The following is a 17319-nucleotide window of genomic DNA, read 5'->3' as shown; positions in this document are numbered from 1 at the left end:
TTCGGGTTTAGTAGAATCATAATTTGTTTCATTTTTTTTAAGCAAAAAAGGAGCGGTCTCAAAAAATGAGAATGCTCCTTTTTTCAAATATATATTTCGTTGTTCCGTAGGAACATTTCATCGGTAAAAAAAATATCGTTGTCAATATTTTTATGTTCCGTAGGAACGTTTGACACATTCGGTTATTAAAAAATGGCATCAAAATCAAACGTTCCTACGGAACGTAAATGCGTCCGAATATTATTTTTTTCTACCAACGAGACATTCCTACGGAATGTATTATTGTACCTATTCCCTTTTGCTGGGCATTGCTACCGATCAGACATTGCTGCGGATTGATTATGATATGCCTATTACTTTTTGCTGGGCATTACTTGCAATTGCGGCTTCTATAACTTGCATTACTTTTACGCCTTCATCTGCGGTAACAGGCTCCGCTTTATTGTTTGCAATCGAATCATAAACTCCATCGAAGAAACTGAAATAATTTCCCTGAAGCGTTGGGATTTTTTCTCTCACAATTTTACCGTCAATTTCGGTGTGCAAAAGCCCTTGTAAACTTACATCTTCTGTTCCCCAAGAATCTAGGTTTGGTTTTTTGCCTATTTTCAATTCATCTTCCTGAACATCTCCGCGAGGTTTTAAAAATGAGCCTTTTTTTCCGTGAAGCGTATAGGCGGGATTGGCTTCTCTTACAAAGAAACCTGCTTTTAAACGGACTCTGAAATTAGAATAAAACAAAGTCAGATCGATCCAGTCGTCTACAACTGAATTTTCTCTGGTTACACGAATGTCTCCAAAAACAGCTTTTGGACAGCCAAATAAACTAACCGCCTGATCGATAATATGCGGACCTAAATCTTTCAGAACTCCTGCTCCATCATTTGCGGTTTCTTTATGCGCCTTAGGGCTCAACAGCGGGTTGTATCTGTCAAAATGAAATTCGGCTTCGACTAAATCTCCTAAAACGCCGTCGTCGATTACTTTTTTTACGGTTTTAAAATCGCTGTCCCATCTCCTATTTTGAAAAACGGCCAATTTTAAACCTTTATCTTTTGCAATTTTTGCCAATTCTTTTGCTTCTGCTGCAGTGGTTGTAAATGCTTTTTCTACAACGGCGTGCTTTCCTGCCAAAAGCACTTTTTTAGCATATTCATAATGCGTTCCAACCGGCGTATTTACAATTACTAAATCGACATCATCGCTTAACAATTCGTCTAATGATGCGTAGCTTTTTACGTATGGATAATCTTCTTGAATTAATTTTTTGCTTCTTTCCCAAGAACCTAATAATTCAAATCCTTCGTGAATATCTAAAAACGGAGCGTGAAAAACTTTCCCCGACATTCCGTATGATAATAATGCTGTTTTTATCTTTTGCATTGGTTTTGTTTTAATTTATTCGCCACGAATTCACAAATCTATTTTTTGCAATTCGTAAATTCATGGCAGAAAAAATATTAAAGTTTAGCTCTTTCGTATTGTTTTGGCCATTGAATCTCGTCTTTTAATTCTCTAGCGAAATCTAAAGGCAGATTAGGATTTCTCAATGATTCTCTGGCAAATAAAATCAAATCGGCCTGATCCATATTTAAAATTTCTTCGGCTTGTTTGGCTTCCGTAATTAATCCTACCGCTCCTGTTGCAATGTTAGCTTCTGCTTTCACTTTTTCTGCAAAAGGGACCTGATAGCCTGGTCCTAATGTTATTTTCTGATGCGAAACCAATCCGCCTGACGAAACATCGATTAAATCTACTCCTTTTTCTTTTAATATTTTAGAAAGCTGCACAGATTCTTCTGGATTCCATCCGTTTTCTGCCCAGTCTGTCGCCGAAATTCTAACAAACAATGGCAAATCTGAAGGCCATTCTGACTGGACTGCTTCTACAATTTCTAATGTAAAACGGATTCTATTTTCGAAACTTCCTCCGTATTCGTCTGTTCTTACATTTGTTAAAGGCGATAAAAATTGATGCAGCAAATAGCCATGAGCCGCGTGGATTTCTACAACTTTATATCCTGCTTCGACTACCCGTTTTGTGGCTGTTTTGAAATCGGAGACTACTTTTTGGATTCCGTTTTTATCCAAAGCCTCTGGAAGAAACGGTTCGCCTTCATGATACGGAATCGCACTTGGTGCAACGGTCTGCCATCCGCCTTGAGCGAAATCTAATTTTTTGTTCCCAAGCCACGGAGCCGAAACACTTGCTTTTCTTCCTGCATGAGCTAATTGAATTCCGGGAATAGAATTTTGAGAAACTATAAAGGCGTTGATTTGTTTTAGTTTTTCGATATGCTCATCTTTCCAAATTCCCAAATCGGATGGAGAAATTCTGGCTTCTGGAGAAACTGCCGTCGCTTCCTGAATGATAAGTCCAGCACCTCCGCTGGCACGGCTTCCTAAATGAACCAGATGCCAATCGTTTGCAAATCCGTCAACTGCAGAATACTGGCACATTGGCGAGATTGCAATTCTATTTTTTAAAGTGATGTTTTTTATAGTAAGCGGAGAAAATAATTTCGTTGCCATATACTTGTAACTTTTAATGATTTTATACTACCAATTAAGTAAGGCAGTGTTAGAAAAGTAAAGTTACGGCATCTTGTTAAAACGAGAAATCTAAATGTTTATTAATTAACAAACATTTAAAATCTTAAACACTATCTTGCATACTTATATTAAAATAGAAAACGCTACTTTTGTGCGTTAAATACGAATTAAAAACAACAAATGGATATAGTTATCAAACTGTCTCAATTTCTATTGAGTTTATCTTTACTTATTATTCTTCATGAATTAGGGCATTTTATCCCTGCTAAATTGTTTAAAACTAGAGTCGAAAAATTTTATTTGTTTTTTGATGTTAAATATTCTCTTTTCAAAAAGAAAATCGGAGAAACAGAATATGGTATCGGATGGCTTCCGCTTGGTGGCTATGTGAAAATTTCTGGAATGATTGACGAAAGTATGGACAAAGAGCAAATGGCGCTTCCGCCTCAGCCTTGGGAATTTCGTACAAAACCAGCTTGGCAGCGTTTAATTATCATGCTTGGCGGTGTTACGGTAAACTTTATTCTGGCTTTTATTATTTATATCGGAATGGCGTTTGCTTACGGAGATACTTATATTGCTAATGCTGATTTAAAAGATGGTGTTGCCATTGAAAATCCTGCTATGCTTAAAGCTGGTTTTAAAACTGGCGATAAAATTATTTCTATCGACGGTAAAGCTGTAGAAAATTTTGACAGCGACATGAACATGAATGTAATCATGGCAAAACATATCTTGATTGAAAGAGACGGAAAACAGCAGACTATTACAATGCCGACCGATTTTGTTGATCAGCTTTCTAAAACAGAAAAAGGAATCCTTATTGATATCCGCAGACCTTTTGCTATCGGAAAAGTTGGAGAAGAATCTCCAAATCAAAATTTAAAAGCAAAAGATTTGATTCTTTCTCTTAACGGGCAAAAAGTTAAATATTTTGACGAGGCTAAAGCTGTTTTGTTGGCGAATAAAGGAAAATCAATTTCTGCGGTTGTTTTACGTGATTTGAAAGAAACGCCTCTTACTGTAAAAGTTTCTCAAGAAGGAACGTTAGGCGTTTTTGCTGGTGGTTTAGACATGAAATCATTGGAGAAATTAGGCTACTATAAAATAAGCACTAAAGAATATGGTTTCTTCGAATCTATTCCGGTTGGCCTTGAAAAAGGAAAAGATCAATTGGTTGGCTACGGAAAACAATTAAAAATGATTTTTAATCCAGAAACAAAAGCTTACAAACAAGTGGGTGGTTTTGCGGCTATTTATAATATTTTTCCAAGTTCTTGGAGTTGGGAAGTTTTCTGGTCTATCACAGCTTTATTGTCAATTATGCTTGGAGTTATGAATTTATTGCCAATTCCGGCACTTGATGGCGGTCACGTGATGTTTTTATTGTATGAAATTGTAAGCGGCAAAAAACCGAGCGACAAATTCCTAGAGAATGCGCAAATGGTTGGTTTTGTTTTACTTATTTCACTACTACTATTTGCTAATGGTAACGACATTTACAAGGCAATTGTAGGCAAGTAAAAAAAAGTCAAAAAAAGAGTGAAAATGTTTTTGAGAAACTAAAAATAGTTTTATATTTGCACTCGCTAAAAAGAGCAACACTTTCCTCCTTAGCTCAGTTGGTTAGAGCATCTGACTGTTAATCAGAGGGTCCTTGGTTCGAGCCCAAGAGGGGGAGCAACTTTTTTTAGCAAACATATTAACCTTTTAAGGTGATTCCTCCTTAGCTCAGTTGGTTAGAGCATCTGACTGTTAATCAGAGGGTCCTTGGTTCGAGCCCAAGAGGGGGAGCAAAAAAGACTGTCAGAAATGATGGTCTTTTTTTTGTTTAAATCCCAAAGTCTAGAATTCCAAATTCCAATATTTAGGATTGCTCATTTAAACGCAAAGGGCAGAAGGTTTTTTCGCGAAGTTCGCTAAGATTAATTTCACGCAGATTGAGCAGATTTTCTAATAATTCTTCTGATTCTTTATCTGTAACCAAAAACTTTGCGCTTTTGTTTCTTTGCGCGATTTTCTAACCGCTAAGAGGACACTAAAGTTTTTCGATGTAAGTCTTAATAGTTATCGCAAGAGTTCGCAAAGCTTATTCATGCATAATATTAGGTATAACCCGTGGCTTCAACTAAGGAACACAAAGAGAATTTATACCATTCGTTTCCCCGTGGTTGAAACCACGGGCTATGATCCAACAAAAAGATTATTCTACAACGGTAAAACAAAAAAAGCTCGCAGAGCTTTACACACAAAGCATTGCGAACTTAATCTTTAGATTTAACCTTCAAAATAACCTTTGCGAACTTTGCGCAAACCTTAGCGTTCTCTGCGGCAAAAAAACTTCACAAGAAAACCCTATTTCATTGTCAAATATACCATTCATCCCCCGTGGTTGAAACCACGGGCTATATTATCCAATAAAAAGATTATCCTACAACAGTTAAAATAAAAAAAGCTAGCAGAGCTTTAAACACAAAGCCTTGCGAACTTAATCTTTAGATTTAACCTTCAAAATAACCTTTGCGAACTTTGCGCAAACCTTAGCGTTCTCTGCGGCAAAAAAACTTCATACAAGAAAACCCTATTTCATTGTCAATTATACCATTCATCCCCCGTGGTTGAAACCACGGGCTATGATCCAACAAAAAGATTATTCTACAACGGTAAAACAAAAAAAGCTCGCAGAGCTTTACACACAAAGCATTGCGAACTTAATCTTTAGATTTAACCTTCAAAATAACCTTTGCGAACTTTGCGCAAACCTTAGCGTTCTCTGCGGCAAAAAAACTTCACAAGAAAACCCTATTTCATTGTCAAATATACCATTCATCCCCCGTGGTTGAAACCACGGGCTATATTATCCAATAAAAAGATTATCCTACAACAGTTAAAATAAAAAAAGCTAGCAGAGCTTTAAACACAAAGCCTTGCGAACTTAATCTTTAGATTTAACCTTCAAAATAACCTTTGCTAACTTTGCGCAAACCTTAGCGTTCTCTGCGGCAAAAAAACTTCATACAAGAAAACCCTATTTCATTGTCAATTATACCATTCGTCCCCCGTGGTTGAAACCACGGGCTATGTTATCCAACAAAAAGATAATTCTACAACGGTAGAACAAAAAAAGCTCGCAGGGCTTTACACACAAAGCCTTGCGAACTTAATCTTTAGATTTAACCTTCAAAATAACCTTTGTGAACTTTGCGCAAACCTTAGCGTTCTCTACGGCAAAAAAACTTCACACAAGAAAACCCTATTTCATTCTCAAATATACCATTCATCCCCCAGTGTTTGAAACCACGGGCTATACTATCCAATAAAAAAATTATTCTACAACTGAAAAATAAAAAAAGCTCGCAGGGCTTTACACACAAAAGCCTTGCGAACTTAATCTTTTAGGTTTAACTTCAAAATAACCTTTGCGTTAAAACAACCTCATTTCATACTCAAAGTTTCGCTTTTGAACCTTTTCATTAAAGTATTTGCTTTTTCATCTTCATTTATTGCTTTTAATGACTGAGCGTATCTGTAGTAGTAAATAACATCCAAATCTTTGGCTTCATCAAACAGGCGCGCGTAATAGCCTGCTGCTGCGGTTAAATTCCCTTCAAAGTAAAAACGATCGGCTACTTTTTTAAGCATATCTACAGATTTGTAGCCTTTATCTATAACTTTTTCATATGTATCTACCAGGTTAACAGTCACGTATCTTGAAGTTGTAGCAGCAGGAGCTGTAACTTCTACCTTAACAGGTGACACAGAAGCATTCGAACTTGCAACAAGCGTTTTTGTCTCTATTGTATTTGGAGCAACTTTAGGTTTTCTTTTTACGTAATTAGGAATTACTGTTCTAGTATTATTGGGTCCAAGATCGTAAGTGTCGACCATGTCCAATTTTGAAACTTGGTAGGTAATAATTCTACCTCCAAAAAGTTTATTTATTCTTTCTTCTACATAATATGATTGTATTACCATATCATCTGTAGGGAGGTTATCCGTCAATAGTGTCGTTTTTCCTGTTGCTGGAGAAACAGAGGCACTGTTTGTGCTCTGCGCAAAACAGCCGAGAGAAAATACGAACGCAAGTGTAACAATAACTGCTTCATACCTTTTCATGATTTTTGAATAAAATTAAATGCTCCAGTTAAAAACTCAGACTAAAGATACTGATTTTCTTCTACTTAGCTTTTATTCTAACCGCCAACTACCCAGAAAAACGATAAAGTACTTCTTTTTACGCATTTCCTCAAAATAATACTATTTGAATATTACATTAGAAAATCTCAACTATAAAAAAATATTGTTGATTTACATAGCGCACCTCCCAGAGATATCCTTTTTTAGGATACAAACACACCAGAAATCTATAAATTAACGTTTCTACGGAATAAAAAAAGCGCCACAATTTTCATTGCAGCGCTTTTCTATTTTTTACAAACTCTCGGTTATAATTAAACCCCTAATTTCTTAGCGATTTCAGCAGGAATTCCTCCTTTGTTTACTAGAAGTGCAGTAGTTTTATATTTTACGAAGTTCTTAGTTACAAACAAGAAACCTTTGTAGTCGTTTGTTTCTCCCCAAGAATTTTTTACGATATAGTATTCTTTTCCAGTTTGATCTTTTGCAAGACCAATAATGTGCATTCCGTGGTCGTCTGTTGTTGTGTAGTTGTCAAACGCTGCCTGACGCATTTCTGGAGTAATTTCTGGTTCTGCTTTTGGTCCGTTAAACATATCTGCTTTTTCTTCAGCAGTCATATCGTCGAATTTTTTAGTAGACACGTAAGCTACACCGTTTTTCCAGCTAAAGCTTTTCTCGCTAACATCTGTTGCCCAAGCAACAGTATATCCTTTTTTAAGCGCATTGTCGATAACATCTGTCATATCGTTCAATTTTACGTTGTAAACTTGATCCAATGACCAGTTGTCTGGCACCATCATAGTTGTTTTTTGATAGTATGGCGCATTTGTAAAAGATGACATTTCTACATACTCGTCTGGGTTAATTCCTACTACTTCTTTAGCAAAAGTTTGTGGTGTATAGTTTTTTCCTTTGTATGTAAAGTTATCTGGCACTTTTCCTAAGTAAGAATCAATAACTGCTGCGTAAGCTTTTTGCCAGTTTGGAGTCAATTCTCCGTTTGGGTTTTTAACCACTGCTGCAAGAACTCCTTCGATAAGAGCACCCATTTCAGCAAATTTATTTTTGTCTGTTCCGTAGTTTAATCCAGTGTAAACTTCTCTTGGCACAGTTCCGTATTTTTTGTACATATTAATTACATCGTGAAGAGCTCCTCCATCACCAAGTGTAATTGCTCCGTGCATACGAACATAGTTAATTCCTTTTTCTACATACACGTTTCTTGCAGAATAAATCTGAGACAATTCAACAGGCTGTTTTCCTAAACGAATCATTTCTGACTCTAAGAATGAGTTTGTTGAGTAGCTCCAGCAAGTTCCAGATGATCCTTGAGATTTTACCGATGTTGTGCCTAGATTAATTACTTCTGTAAATTTGAAGTTCTCTTTACTTTTGTCGCTAGCATTTAGTTTAAGGGAATTTACTAAGATGTCTTGCGCAAAACAGCCTGCAGTTCCAGCCAAAAATACTGAAGCAGCAAACACTGATTTGAATGAAAATGTATTCATAATTTATGTTTAAGATTTAACAAAATTAGTCTCCAATGTTTCCAATTTGTTACAAAACAATTAAATATTATACAATTTGTGTGATGTTTAATTGTTAATGTTTTCTTAATGAGCATAATTAACAAGTCATTTAGCACAAAAAAGCCTCAATAGCACAGTATCGAGGCTTTTTATGATTATTATTTATAAATTAACTTCTTACAAGTTTTTTCAGTATTTATTTATCGCATCCAATTGCTTCCAAAAACGATGTAGTAGGCCCACTCTTCTGGTCCTTTGGCAACGTCTACACCCATACGAAGTTTAAATTTTCGGGCAATAAGATATCTAAAACCAGTTCCGTAGCTGTACACAACGGGTTTGGCAAATGCCTGATCCCAATCGTTAAAGGCACTGGCCAGACCACCAAAACCCATGAGACTCCATCTTCGGTACAAATCCCATCTAAATTCGAGTTCTGAGACAATGCTCGTGTTTCCCATATATCGGGCGGCGGGAATTCCTCTCATATTAATTCCTGGCTGTAAATAAAAAGGCGGACTACCCAACGCCTGCTCCCCTTCAATCCTAAGTCCGCCAATTAGTGTTTTCGCCAACGGATAATATCCTATTGCCGATAAGTTAATACGCCATGCCTGATAATCACTTCCTAATGCTTTATCTGACCAGAAAAAATCGGTCTGAAGCCTTACTCCTTTATCTGGCGTAAATATATTGTCACGTCCGTCAAATTGAAGTGCTGCTCCAAGCTGGCTTATGGTGCTTTTAATATCTTTCGGATCTACAAATGGCGGAGGGAGATTAAAATCGGGCAGGTTTATTTTAGAATTTAAAAATAAATATTGAGGCCCTGCACTCCATTTGGCATTATTAAACTGTTTGAGCCATTGCGTGTAAAAAATAGTAGATTTAAAGTTAAGTTTAAATTCCTCGTCTTTACGGTTGGGCAGATTATTGGCATAAAATGATAAATTCATGTCGCCATAAGCCGCAAAACCACGGTACAGTATTTTCGGTTTTACAAGTGTTGCAGAACGAAAAGCTCCTGCCAGCCAGCTTTTGTTTGCGGTATACATTCCGATTCCTCCCGTAATATCTGGATTTATAAATCGCTTTTTACCATTTTCATCAATTACCGGAGGGCGCTTTTTCAGAAAAATTGGAGCAACAGCACCTCCAAATCCTCCAACGGCCGGTTCTGTAATAATGGTTGGCACTACGATGAATCCGTTGGCATAGATTAGGAAATCACTTAAATCGAAAGCTCCGTCCAAAGAATCTTTTAAAACCGTATGGTGTTTTTGTGCGCTTAACACATTAAACGATAAGATAATCCAAAGTAAAAACAGAATCTTCTTATGTGTCGTTTTTTTGTTTTTCATATAAGATTTATCGTTTATGATTCAAATTCACCTCATCTCAAAAAAAGGGCAACACCGCAATTTTTAAAGCTCTTTTATGCTTAATACTGCTATTTAAAATAATAGGCACTTGTATGATCCGGATTTATTCGGATGGTTTTAAAGTATTCTGAAGGAGATTTTCCGGTGTGTTTTATAAAGGCTCTGAAACAAGTTGTTCGGGATTTAAAACCTGAACCCCATGCCATGCCTTCCAATGATAAATCTTTCCATTCTGGATCATTTATTTTGTCCTTGAAATATTCAATTCTTTTCAGATTAACATAGTCCTGAAAATGAAGGCCAAATTCGGAGTTAATCAAATTGGATAAATGATGCACTGATATTCCTGTTTCGTCTGACAAATCTCGAATTACAAAATCTTTTTTTAAGAATAGATTTTTAGAGTTTAAAACATAATCCAGTTTTAAAAGGTATTCTTCTCTTTTTTCAAGCGTCAATTCACTTGTAATCGGAAGCGTTGCCTTTGTCTCTTTGGTTTTTACCGCTATTGTATTATCTACAACAAAATCAAATGCTTCTTCTTCATCATGAAATATCTGCGGTCTGAAGTACAGCCATCCGACAGTAAAAAATAATACTGATGAAATTAAAAAATAGCAGGAAAGATCGACCACATTTACTTTTCTTGATAAAAAATGATGGACAAAAAGTGCAGAGAAAAGAAACAAAATCATAAGGTTATAAACCCTGATCCAGTTAATTACTTTAGTTCGATGAAATAGATTTCCTTTAAATTTTTTCAAATCATAGTTTAAAATCAACATGGTTTGAAAAAAGACATAGAAAAGCCAAATCGTCAAAGTTAAAATAGAAAACGGGTTTCTTATTTTGGCCGCTACATAATCGACAATTTTTAGATTGGTAAAGCTTCCTATATAAACAAAAAGCGTCAAAGCAAAATAAACAGCAAAAGGAATAAAATGAAGCCAATCATACTTTCTGAAGCTTTTATTTAGCGATAAAATATTTCGAACATATAAAAATGAACATGGCGCTGCCAGAAAAATAAATGATTTGGTAATAATAAATAAATCTGGAAATTCTTTAAAAAGATTGGCCGATAAATAAAAATTGTAAATACTTACTACAGCCAAACTCAGCAGGAACATTCCCAAAAAGAAGCTTTTGGAATAATTTTTTTTGGAAAATAAAACCATCATTGCAGTAGCAAGGCCCGCAATTGTGGCAATAAAAAAGAAAAGGGAGAGTAAAATATCGATCATTTTTTTAAGCTTAATTAGTTTATTATTTTCTTAAAAATAGAATACGAAGGGGGGCGTATGCATAGAAAGAATCGTACTTGCCAAAGTATGGCAAGCACAAAACCTTTGTTTTATTTCAGCTATTTTTTAACTGCTCCCGGAGGAAATCCGGCCAATATTTTTTTGATAGCATCGTTAATAAATTGCTCAGGATTGTCTGGTCTGCTGTCTATTTCAGCATTTCCGATTCCCTGCCAAACCAATTTATCCGTTTTTGTAGATACGATGTCTATTACCAGTGAGCCGTCAACATAATCGTAAGAGTTGAATGTTGTGCTACCGCCACCCATCATGGCGCCTCCACCCCAATAGCCGTATGGACGATACATTCCGCCATAGCCATAAAAATTAGTATCGGCTGTCACTTGAGTTTTGTTTTTTAATATAGATACGGCATTCACTTTTAGATCTGGATTACTAGATTCTGTAAATCCTTTTGCGAGCATTTCGTTTCGGATTGCTTTTGCAACACGATCAACATTTAACTGATTTACTTGTCCTTGCTGAGCTTTTAAGTCGTAAACGGCAAAGGTTTTGTATTCGCTGAAGTTCGCAGCATGATCATAATCAGTTGTAACTTTTACAGTTGGGGCGCAGCTGTAAAACAAACCCAAAAATAAGACTGGGATTATACGAAGATTTGTTCTTTTAATATTCATGTTGTGGTATTTATTAAATTAATAATTAAATCAGTTTAACTCGAATGTATTAAAATCGTAAAAATCTTGAACGAAGGGGCGATTTAGATGTCTACAATCGTTATGTAGCACAAAACACTACTAAACAATTACTTACATCACTCTCAAAGATAAATCATTTTATTTAATTAACAGTATTAAATAAAAAAAATCTTACTTTACATTCATTTAACTTATTTTGCCAACTATTTTTGCTTTTTTTATTCTATTGCCTCTGTACAGCTGCATCTTAAATTTCGGCCGCTATTGGCAGTTTGCCATGTTTTATCTCTTCTAGCATTTTATTGTAATCCGATTCGTTTTGATCGGCATATAAAACCGAAAATTCCGAAATAGCATCGGCAAATTGGTCTGTATCTCCAATATAGCCTGAAATCATTGAAGGATCCCCTGAACGCGCATGAGCTCTTGCAAGCGCCCATCCGCAGGCTTTGGCATAATCTGCCATATTTTTTGGCTTCATAACTTCTAAAACCGGTTTTATTTTGGCATCTCTAAGCTGTCTGATATAAAAGAATCTGCCCTTACTGTCGTTTGTCCAGCCCAGAAACATATCAGATGCAGACTGCATGAGCTTTTGTCCCATCACGATGCGTTCGCCCTGATGAGTGTATTTGCCTTTAACTTTTACATTTTCTTCGAGCACACTTTTTCTGGCTTCTTTAAACTGTAAAAAAATAGGTTCGCCAGTAGCCGACATTAGCAGACTAATCCCGCAAAGAGTCCCGACACTTCCTACGCCCACCACTTTTATGACAATATCATGAAGCTTATATCTGCTTAACAAAATCTGTTTTTCTTCTGAAAGAGATTCTATATATCTTTTGTGAATGATCTCGCCTTCTTTAGCAACCAGTTTTTCAAGATCTCCGCTTGGATGAAATATCAAAGGTGGATCATCTTTTATGCGTGCCCTTGCTCCGTCAAAATAAGTCATCTTTGCAAACTCTCTCTCGTGAGCGGTATATTCTGATGCTTTTTTTATTCGCTTCTGATCAAACTCTTTCTGTTCTTTATCATGGCCTAATTCTATCAGTTCTGCTAAATCAATATCTGCATACCAGATTTGAAGAGCAGATAATTTACTGTAATCCTGCATATGCCGTTTGTAGCTGTCGGCAACGTGCCACGCAAATTCTCTACAATTTTTCTTGGAAAATTTTCGCCATTTTCCTGCAATGACAAAACTGGCTGCCAGTCGTTTTACATCCCATTCCCATGGTCCAGGAAATGTTTCATCGAAATCATTTATATCAAAAACCAATTTGCGTTCGGGAGTCGCAAATCCCCCAAAATTCATTAAATGGCAATCACCGCAAAGCTGCAGATTTATTCCCGATACGGGAGTATGTGCTAAGTCAGCCGCCATAATCGCTGCTGCCCCTCTATAAAATGCAAAAGGCGATTCCATCATTCTGCTGTACCGAATTGGCACTAGACTTTCAACTCTTCCTTCACTGGTCTGAATTAAAATATCTACAGGATTTTTTCTGTCCACAAAAGAATTCCATTCCTGATGCTTTTCCAAAGGGATTTTTTTTCTAATCGAAGCCCCTTTTTCATAACGCTCGGTTTTTGATGCAATGGGATCAAAAGAATTTTCGGCCATGTGTTCGAATTTAAATGATCTTTTCTAAAGCTCTTATGAAGAATTACTGCGGAAATATAAAGGCAACAACTGCTCTTAATCCCCAATCTGGCCTTATGTTTGAATGGCCTACAACTGGAATTAATGGCATAACAGCAAACTGCATGGTTTGTCCTCCTAATTTTGTAATGGCGCCAACATTTGGACTAACGGTAATAAGAGTTGTATTTCCCTGCCAGTTTTGCGTTATTTCTGATGTGAAACCTAAACTTGCGCCACTTTTGTAACTATGCGTTAAAAATATTTGCGTGTAGAACTGATTGAAATCTGCTCTATCAGCATTTCCTGCCACAGACCAAATCTGATTGGCTAAAAAACCTATAGAGAGCCCTTTTCCCTGATGCATTACCAAAACGCTTGGTCCAATTCCGAATTTTTCTGTTCCTAAAAGTTTTTCTGTAGCAGTTGGCACCAGAAAAGCAGGACCAACTCCTAAAATGATTCCTTTAGCTTTAGGAGCAAAAAATGCTGTCACTGTTGCATCGCTTAAACCAAACTCGTGCTTGTTTTCGCCTGTAACATCCTGCTGATCTACAACCGGGAGAATGTAACGGGTAATCAAGTTTAAATTTTCACTTAACTTGAACGGAACAACAGGCTGTATGTTGATCTGATATTTTATTCCATTATAAGGACCAATTCCATAAGTAAGATTATTTTGCAGCGGAACACTGATTAAACTTGCCACAGGATTTGCCATTTTATCTGCAAGTTCTTGTGCACTGTTTCCAGGTTTTGAAGGCTCTTCCTGAGCTGAAATCGTAAAAGTGACTAATAGCATCAATATTGCTAGAAAAGAATTTTTCATACGGCTTAAAATTTATTAATTAGAAGAAACTTCAACTCTTTAACCTTAAAAAACAGTTCTTTCTCGCTTAATCTGCAAAAACTTTTTTCCAGTCTTTCTGCATATCAACAATATGCCATTTATTTTTTGCCGCAGCATTTAATGACGCATCATCTTTCTCTTGATATTTATACTCTCTTATTGAATCATTGTGATTGACCAGCAATTGAAATGATGGATATTTATTGCCTTGCGAATATGTTAGCATCGCAATATCTCCAGCTCCACCTTCATTACCACAAGCAAAAACAGGTCGCTGCCCAATGTGCAATTGAATACCTACCGGTTTGCCTTCTTTATCATTAAAATGATCTAAAGCAGCTTCTCGCTGTAGCACATTTTTAGCTGCATCATATTTATATTTGAAAGAAGTTCCAACCACTTGGTCTTTTGGGATTCCGTAAAAATCCTGAGATATTGCTCTTACTACTTCTATTGTTCCGCCAGTAACGATGTACGTTTTAAATCCGTTAGCGCGTAAATAATTTAGCAGTTCCAATTGCGGCTGATAGCGTATTTGTTTTACTGGAACATTTTTGCTGGGATACTTTGCGCTTTTAAAGAAATCATTTACCGAAGCTTCGAATTCATCTTCAGTCATTCCGGTATGAGTTGCTGCAACCAGTTCTATAAGCGCTTTGTCACCTCCTTTTTCAAAGAAAGTTTTGTCTTTTTCGATTACCGCTTTAAAAGGCTGTTTTTGGGCTAATTCAGGTTTCGCCTCCACCATTTTTTGCACTCTATAAAAAGCAAAAAGTTCTTGTACATAAGGTTTTTCAGCCCATAAAGTTCCGTCATTATCAAAAGTCGCAATTCTGTATTCTTCTGGAATAAAGTCTGGACTTCCTTCTTTCGTTACTTTTTCAACATAAGCAATGATTTCATTTTTTAAAGTTCCATCATTCCAGCTCGGCAGAGGATCTCCGCTAGCTGCAGCGGTTGCTGTGCTGTCTTTTGGTTTAACAGCTGTGCTTTCTTCTGACTTTTTGCATGAAACAAATAAAAAAAGAAGCATCGGAATTAATATTATCTTTTTACGCATAGCAAGTAGTATTAAGTGAAAAGAAACAGAACTTTTCATCCTGTTTCTTTTGATTGTCTATGATTTATTTTTTCTTTTTTGAAGCTGCCTCTTCTTCTTTTACTTTAGGAAGAACGTTTTTCTCAATATATTGCTGCGCTTTAATATCTTTCATTGCTTCTTCCATTATAGTGTAAGCCGAGAAACTTGGCGGAATAGATCTTGGAGGATATTCTTTGAATGTTTCAGCAAATACGCCTACATCATATATTGCACCATATACCATCTGAACGTGATTCATAACCCAATCCCAATAGGTGTTTGAGGTAAAATCGGCTCTTTCAAAAGGATCTTGGTATAGATTAAATATTTTTTGCAAACGAAGTTTAGTAAATGGCTCTGCCCATACTCCAAGTGTACCAGCCAGACGCTGTTCTGCAAAAACATATTTGTAATCTCCTTCTCTTAATCCTACTAAAAGACCATCATCGTCGGTATAAAAGAATTTATCTCTAGCACTTTTTGGTGTTTTTCCTAGTAAAAAACTACTTTGATCGTAACCGTCTAGATGAACTTTATATGTTTTTCCGTTTGCATTATAGCCTTTTAAAAGTTTGTTAACAATATCTGGTTCACCTGCAATAGAAGCCAAAGTTGGAATCCAGTCATTATGGCTCATCAATTCATTAGTAATAGTTCCCGGTTTGATATGTCCTGGCCAACGAACAATACAAGGTACACGGAAAGCTCCCTCCCAGTTCGTATTTTTTTCTGAACGGAAGGGAGTCATTGCTCCATCAGGCCAAGTATTCATATGAGGCCCATTATCTGTTGAATAAATAACGATCGTATTGTCAGCAATTCCTAAGTCGTCCAATGCTTTTAAGATGCTTCCAATAGTTTCGTCATGCTCAATCATACCGTCAATATATTCGCTGTCTCCATGAGTATATCTTCCTCTATGCTCTTTTCTAACGTGCGTGCGCAAGTGCATACGTGTTGCATTGAACCAGCAGAAAAATGGCTTACCCGCCGCATTTTGTCTTTTAATATAATCAATGGCCGCAGCAGAAGTTTCATCATCTATCGTTTCCATTCTTTTTTTAGTAAGCGCTCCCGTATCTTCAATTTTCTGTTTTCCAACTCTTCCAAAACGAGGATCTGTTGTACCGTCATCTACATTTGTAGCAGTACATTTTAGCACTCCTCTAGGTCCAAATTTTTTCAAGTATTCTGGATCTTTAGGATAATCTGGCAATTCTGGCTCTTCTTCTGCATTCAAGTGATACAGGTTTCCAAAAAACTCATCAAAGCCATTCACCGTTGGCAGGTTTTCGTTACGGTCTCCAACATGATTTTTACCAAACTGCCCTGTTGCATAACCAAGACTTTTCATAATTCCGCCAATAGAAGGATCTAACTGGCTCATTCCCATAGGAGCCCCAGGATAACCTACTTTTGTAAGCCCAGTTCTAAGGCCGTGCTGTCCTGTTAAAAAAGCCGCACGTCCCGCAGTACAGCTTTGTTCTCCATAATAATGTAAAAATCTTAATCCTTCATTGGCCAAACGATCAATGTTTGGAGTTGTATACCCCATAAGCCCATCGCTGTAAGCACTTATATTCGTTGTTCCAATATCATCACCCCAAAGCACCAAAATATTTGGCTTTTTGCTTTGCGCTATAGCCGAAACCCAGCAAAAAAACAGTAAAGCTGATACCCGCAGAGTATTCGTAAATCCGCATTTTAATTTGATTTGTTTCATGGTAAAAAAATTCGTTAATGATTCTTATTGTATGAGTTTGAAAATCGAAAAAAAATAAATGGGAAAAATCGTAAGTTTTCCTCAATATGAGGCTGCATCGCTATGATGTGTTTCAAATTCGTCTTTTATCTTAAAATTTGAAACAGAGTATTTTTAACTTTTTTTTAAGTCTCTCAAAATTAACTAATAAAAGAGCGAACAATCGTAGTTATTCGGCATGAGCTTGTTTCATTTTATAAAATGAAACAACAAAAACCGAGAATTTGCACCAAAATGTTTCATTTTAGAAAATGGAACATATCGAAACGTAAGAAAATTAAGCAGTTATGTTTTTATTGCAGAAGAGCAAAAAGAAGTAATTAAGGGATTGAAATAAAACTTCTGAGAAGAAAATTTTCAAAAGTTTAGCCAAATGAAACAAAAAAGCCTTTAAAAAAGACAAAATATTCAATGA

12 protein-coding genes and 2 tRNA genes are annotated in these 17319 nt (G+C 36.3%); 3 read left to right on the top strand and 11 right to left on the bottom strand.

The genetic code is table 11. The annotated features are described in order from the left end of the window. Positions 1-339: 339 nt before the first annotated feature. Both N4T20_RS05565 and N4T20_RS05560 read right to left on the bottom strand, forming a co-directional pair. On the bottom strand, positions 340-1383 hold the full coding sequence (locus N4T20_RS05565; RefSeq protein WP_260672095.1) for a Gfo/Idh/MocA family oxidoreductase: 1044 nt from the start codon (positions 1381-1383) through the stop codon (positions 340-342). Between the two features lie 77 nt (positions 1384-1460). Beyond that, a complete protein-coding gene (locus N4T20_RS05560; protein WP_260672094.1) occupies positions 1461-2531 on the bottom strand; it encodes an NADH:flavin oxidoreductase/NADH oxidase in 1071 nt (356 codons plus the stop codon). Positions 2532-2732: 201 nt separating this feature from the next. Between N4T20_RS05560 and rseP the strand changes: the two genes are divergently transcribed. The 3 genes from rseP to N4T20_RS05545 all read left to right on the top strand — a co-directional run bounded on the left by rseP (position 2733) and on the right by N4T20_RS05545 (position 4346). Further along, positions 2733-4076, top strand: a complete 1344-nt coding sequence (gene rseP, locus N4T20_RS05555; protein WP_260672093.1) for an RIP metalloprotease RseP — start codon at positions 2733-2735, stop codon at positions 4074-4076. An 83-nt stretch (positions 4077-4159) separates the two neighbouring features. Beyond that, positions 4160-4233: transfer RNA gene (locus N4T20_RS05550), tRNA-Asn, on the top strand. Between the two features lie 39 nt (positions 4234-4272). Then, positions 4273-4346 (top strand) — tRNA-Asn (locus tag N4T20_RS05545). 1641 nt (positions 4347-5987) lie between these two features. Here the strand turns inward: N4T20_RS05545 and N4T20_RS05540 are convergent. The 9 genes from N4T20_RS05540 to N4T20_RS05500 all read right to left on the bottom strand — a co-directional run bounded on the left by N4T20_RS05540 (position 5988) and on the right by N4T20_RS05500 (position 16865). After that, complete coding sequence (locus N4T20_RS05540) at positions 5988-6668, bottom strand: hypothetical protein (protein ID WP_260672092.1); 681 nt, start codon at positions 6666-6668, stop codon at positions 5988-5990. A gap of 335 nt (positions 6669-7003) precedes the next feature. Further along, a complete protein-coding gene (locus N4T20_RS05535) occupies positions 7004-8200 on the bottom strand; it encodes an aminopeptidase C (protein WP_260672091.1) in 1197 nt (398 codons plus the stop codon). Between the two features lie 221 nt (positions 8201-8421). Beyond that, complete coding sequence (locus N4T20_RS05530) at positions 8422-9582, bottom strand: BamA/TamA family outer membrane protein (RefSeq protein ID WP_260672090.1); 1161 nt, start codon at positions 9580-9582, stop codon at positions 8422-8424. An 89-nt stretch (positions 9583-9671) separates the two neighbouring features. After that, positions 9672-10847 (bottom strand): AraC family transcriptional regulator, encoded by a 1176-nt coding sequence (locus tag N4T20_RS05525; protein ID WP_260672089.1) that lies wholly within the window; start codon positions 10845-10847, stop codon positions 9672-9674. Between the two features lie 119 nt (positions 10848-10966). Further along, on the bottom strand, positions 10967-11545 hold the full coding sequence (locus N4T20_RS05520) for a DUF4136 domain-containing protein (protein WP_260672088.1): 579 nt from the start codon (positions 11543-11545) through the stop codon (positions 10967-10969). Between the two features lie 268 nt (positions 11546-11813). Beyond that, on the bottom strand, positions 11814-13193 hold the full coding sequence (locus N4T20_RS05515; RefSeq protein WP_260672087.1) for a DUF2252 domain-containing protein: 1380 nt from the start codon (positions 13191-13193) through the stop codon (positions 11814-11816). A 43-nt stretch (positions 13194-13236) separates the two neighbouring features. Then, a complete protein-coding gene (locus N4T20_RS05510; RefSeq protein WP_260672086.1) occupies positions 13237-14040 on the bottom strand; it encodes a hypothetical protein in 804 nt (267 codons plus the stop codon). A gap of 67 nt (positions 14041-14107) precedes the next feature. Continuing rightward, complete coding sequence (locus N4T20_RS05505) at positions 14108-15121, bottom strand: HAD family hydrolase (RefSeq protein ID WP_260672085.1); 1014 nt, start codon at positions 15119-15121, stop codon at positions 14108-14110. Between the two features lie 64 nt (positions 15122-15185). Next, positions 15186-16865, bottom strand: a complete 1680-nt coding sequence (locus tag N4T20_RS05500) for an arylsulfatase (RefSeq protein WP_260672084.1) — start codon at positions 16863-16865, stop codon at positions 15186-15188. Positions 16866-17319: the final 454 nt, after the last annotated feature.

Origin of the sequence: Flavobacterium sp. TR2, assembly GCF_025252405.1 — a bacterium.
GTDB lineage: Bacteria > Bacteroidota > Bacteroidia > Flavobacteriales > Flavobacteriaceae > Flavobacterium.
The sequence above is the reverse complement of the archived record's forward strand: the minus strand, read 5'-3'. Positions and strand labels throughout refer to the sequence as shown.

Coding starts and splice junctions, on each gene's coding strand:
- N4T20_RS05565 (WP_260672095.1), bottom strand. CDS start 1,383: ATGCAAAAGATAAAAACAGCATTATTATCATACGGAATGTCGGGGAAA.
- N4T20_RS05560 (WP_260672094.1), bottom strand. CDS start 2,531: ATGGCAACGAAATTATTTTCTCCGCTTACTATAAAAAACATCACTTTA.
- rseP (WP_260672093.1), top strand. CDS start 2,733: ATGGATATAGTTATCAAACTGTCTCAATTTCTATTGAGTTTATCTTTA.
- N4T20_RS05540 (WP_260672092.1), bottom strand. CDS start 6,668: ATGAAAAGGTATGAAGCAGTTATTGTTACACTTGCGTTCGTATTTTCT.
- N4T20_RS05535 (WP_260672091.1), bottom strand. CDS start 8,200: ATGAATACATTTTCATTCAAATCAGTGTTTGCTGCTTCAGTATTTTTG.
- N4T20_RS05530 (WP_260672090.1), bottom strand. CDS start 9,582: ATGAAAAACAAAAAAACGACACATAAGAAGATTCTGTTTTTACTTTGG.
- N4T20_RS05525 (WP_260672089.1), bottom strand. CDS start 10,847: ATGATCGATATTTTACTCTCCCTTTTCTTTTTTATTGCCACAATTGCG.
- N4T20_RS05520 (WP_260672088.1), bottom strand. CDS start 11,545: ATGAATATTAAAAGAACAAATCTTCGTATAATCCCAGTCTTATTTTTG.
- N4T20_RS05515 (WP_260672087.1), bottom strand. CDS start 13,193: ATGGCCGAAAATTCTTTTGATCCCATTGCATCAAAAACCGAGCGTTAT.
- N4T20_RS05510 (WP_260672086.1), bottom strand. CDS start 14,040: ATGAAAAATTCTTTTCTAGCAATATTGATGCTATTAGTCACTTTTACG.
- N4T20_RS05505 (WP_260672085.1), bottom strand. CDS start 15,121: ATGCGTAAAAAGATAATATTAATTCCGATGCTTCTTTTTTTATTTGTT.
- N4T20_RS05500 (WP_260672084.1), bottom strand. CDS start 16,865: ATGAAACAAATCAAATTAAAATGCGGATTTACGAATACTCTGCGGGTA.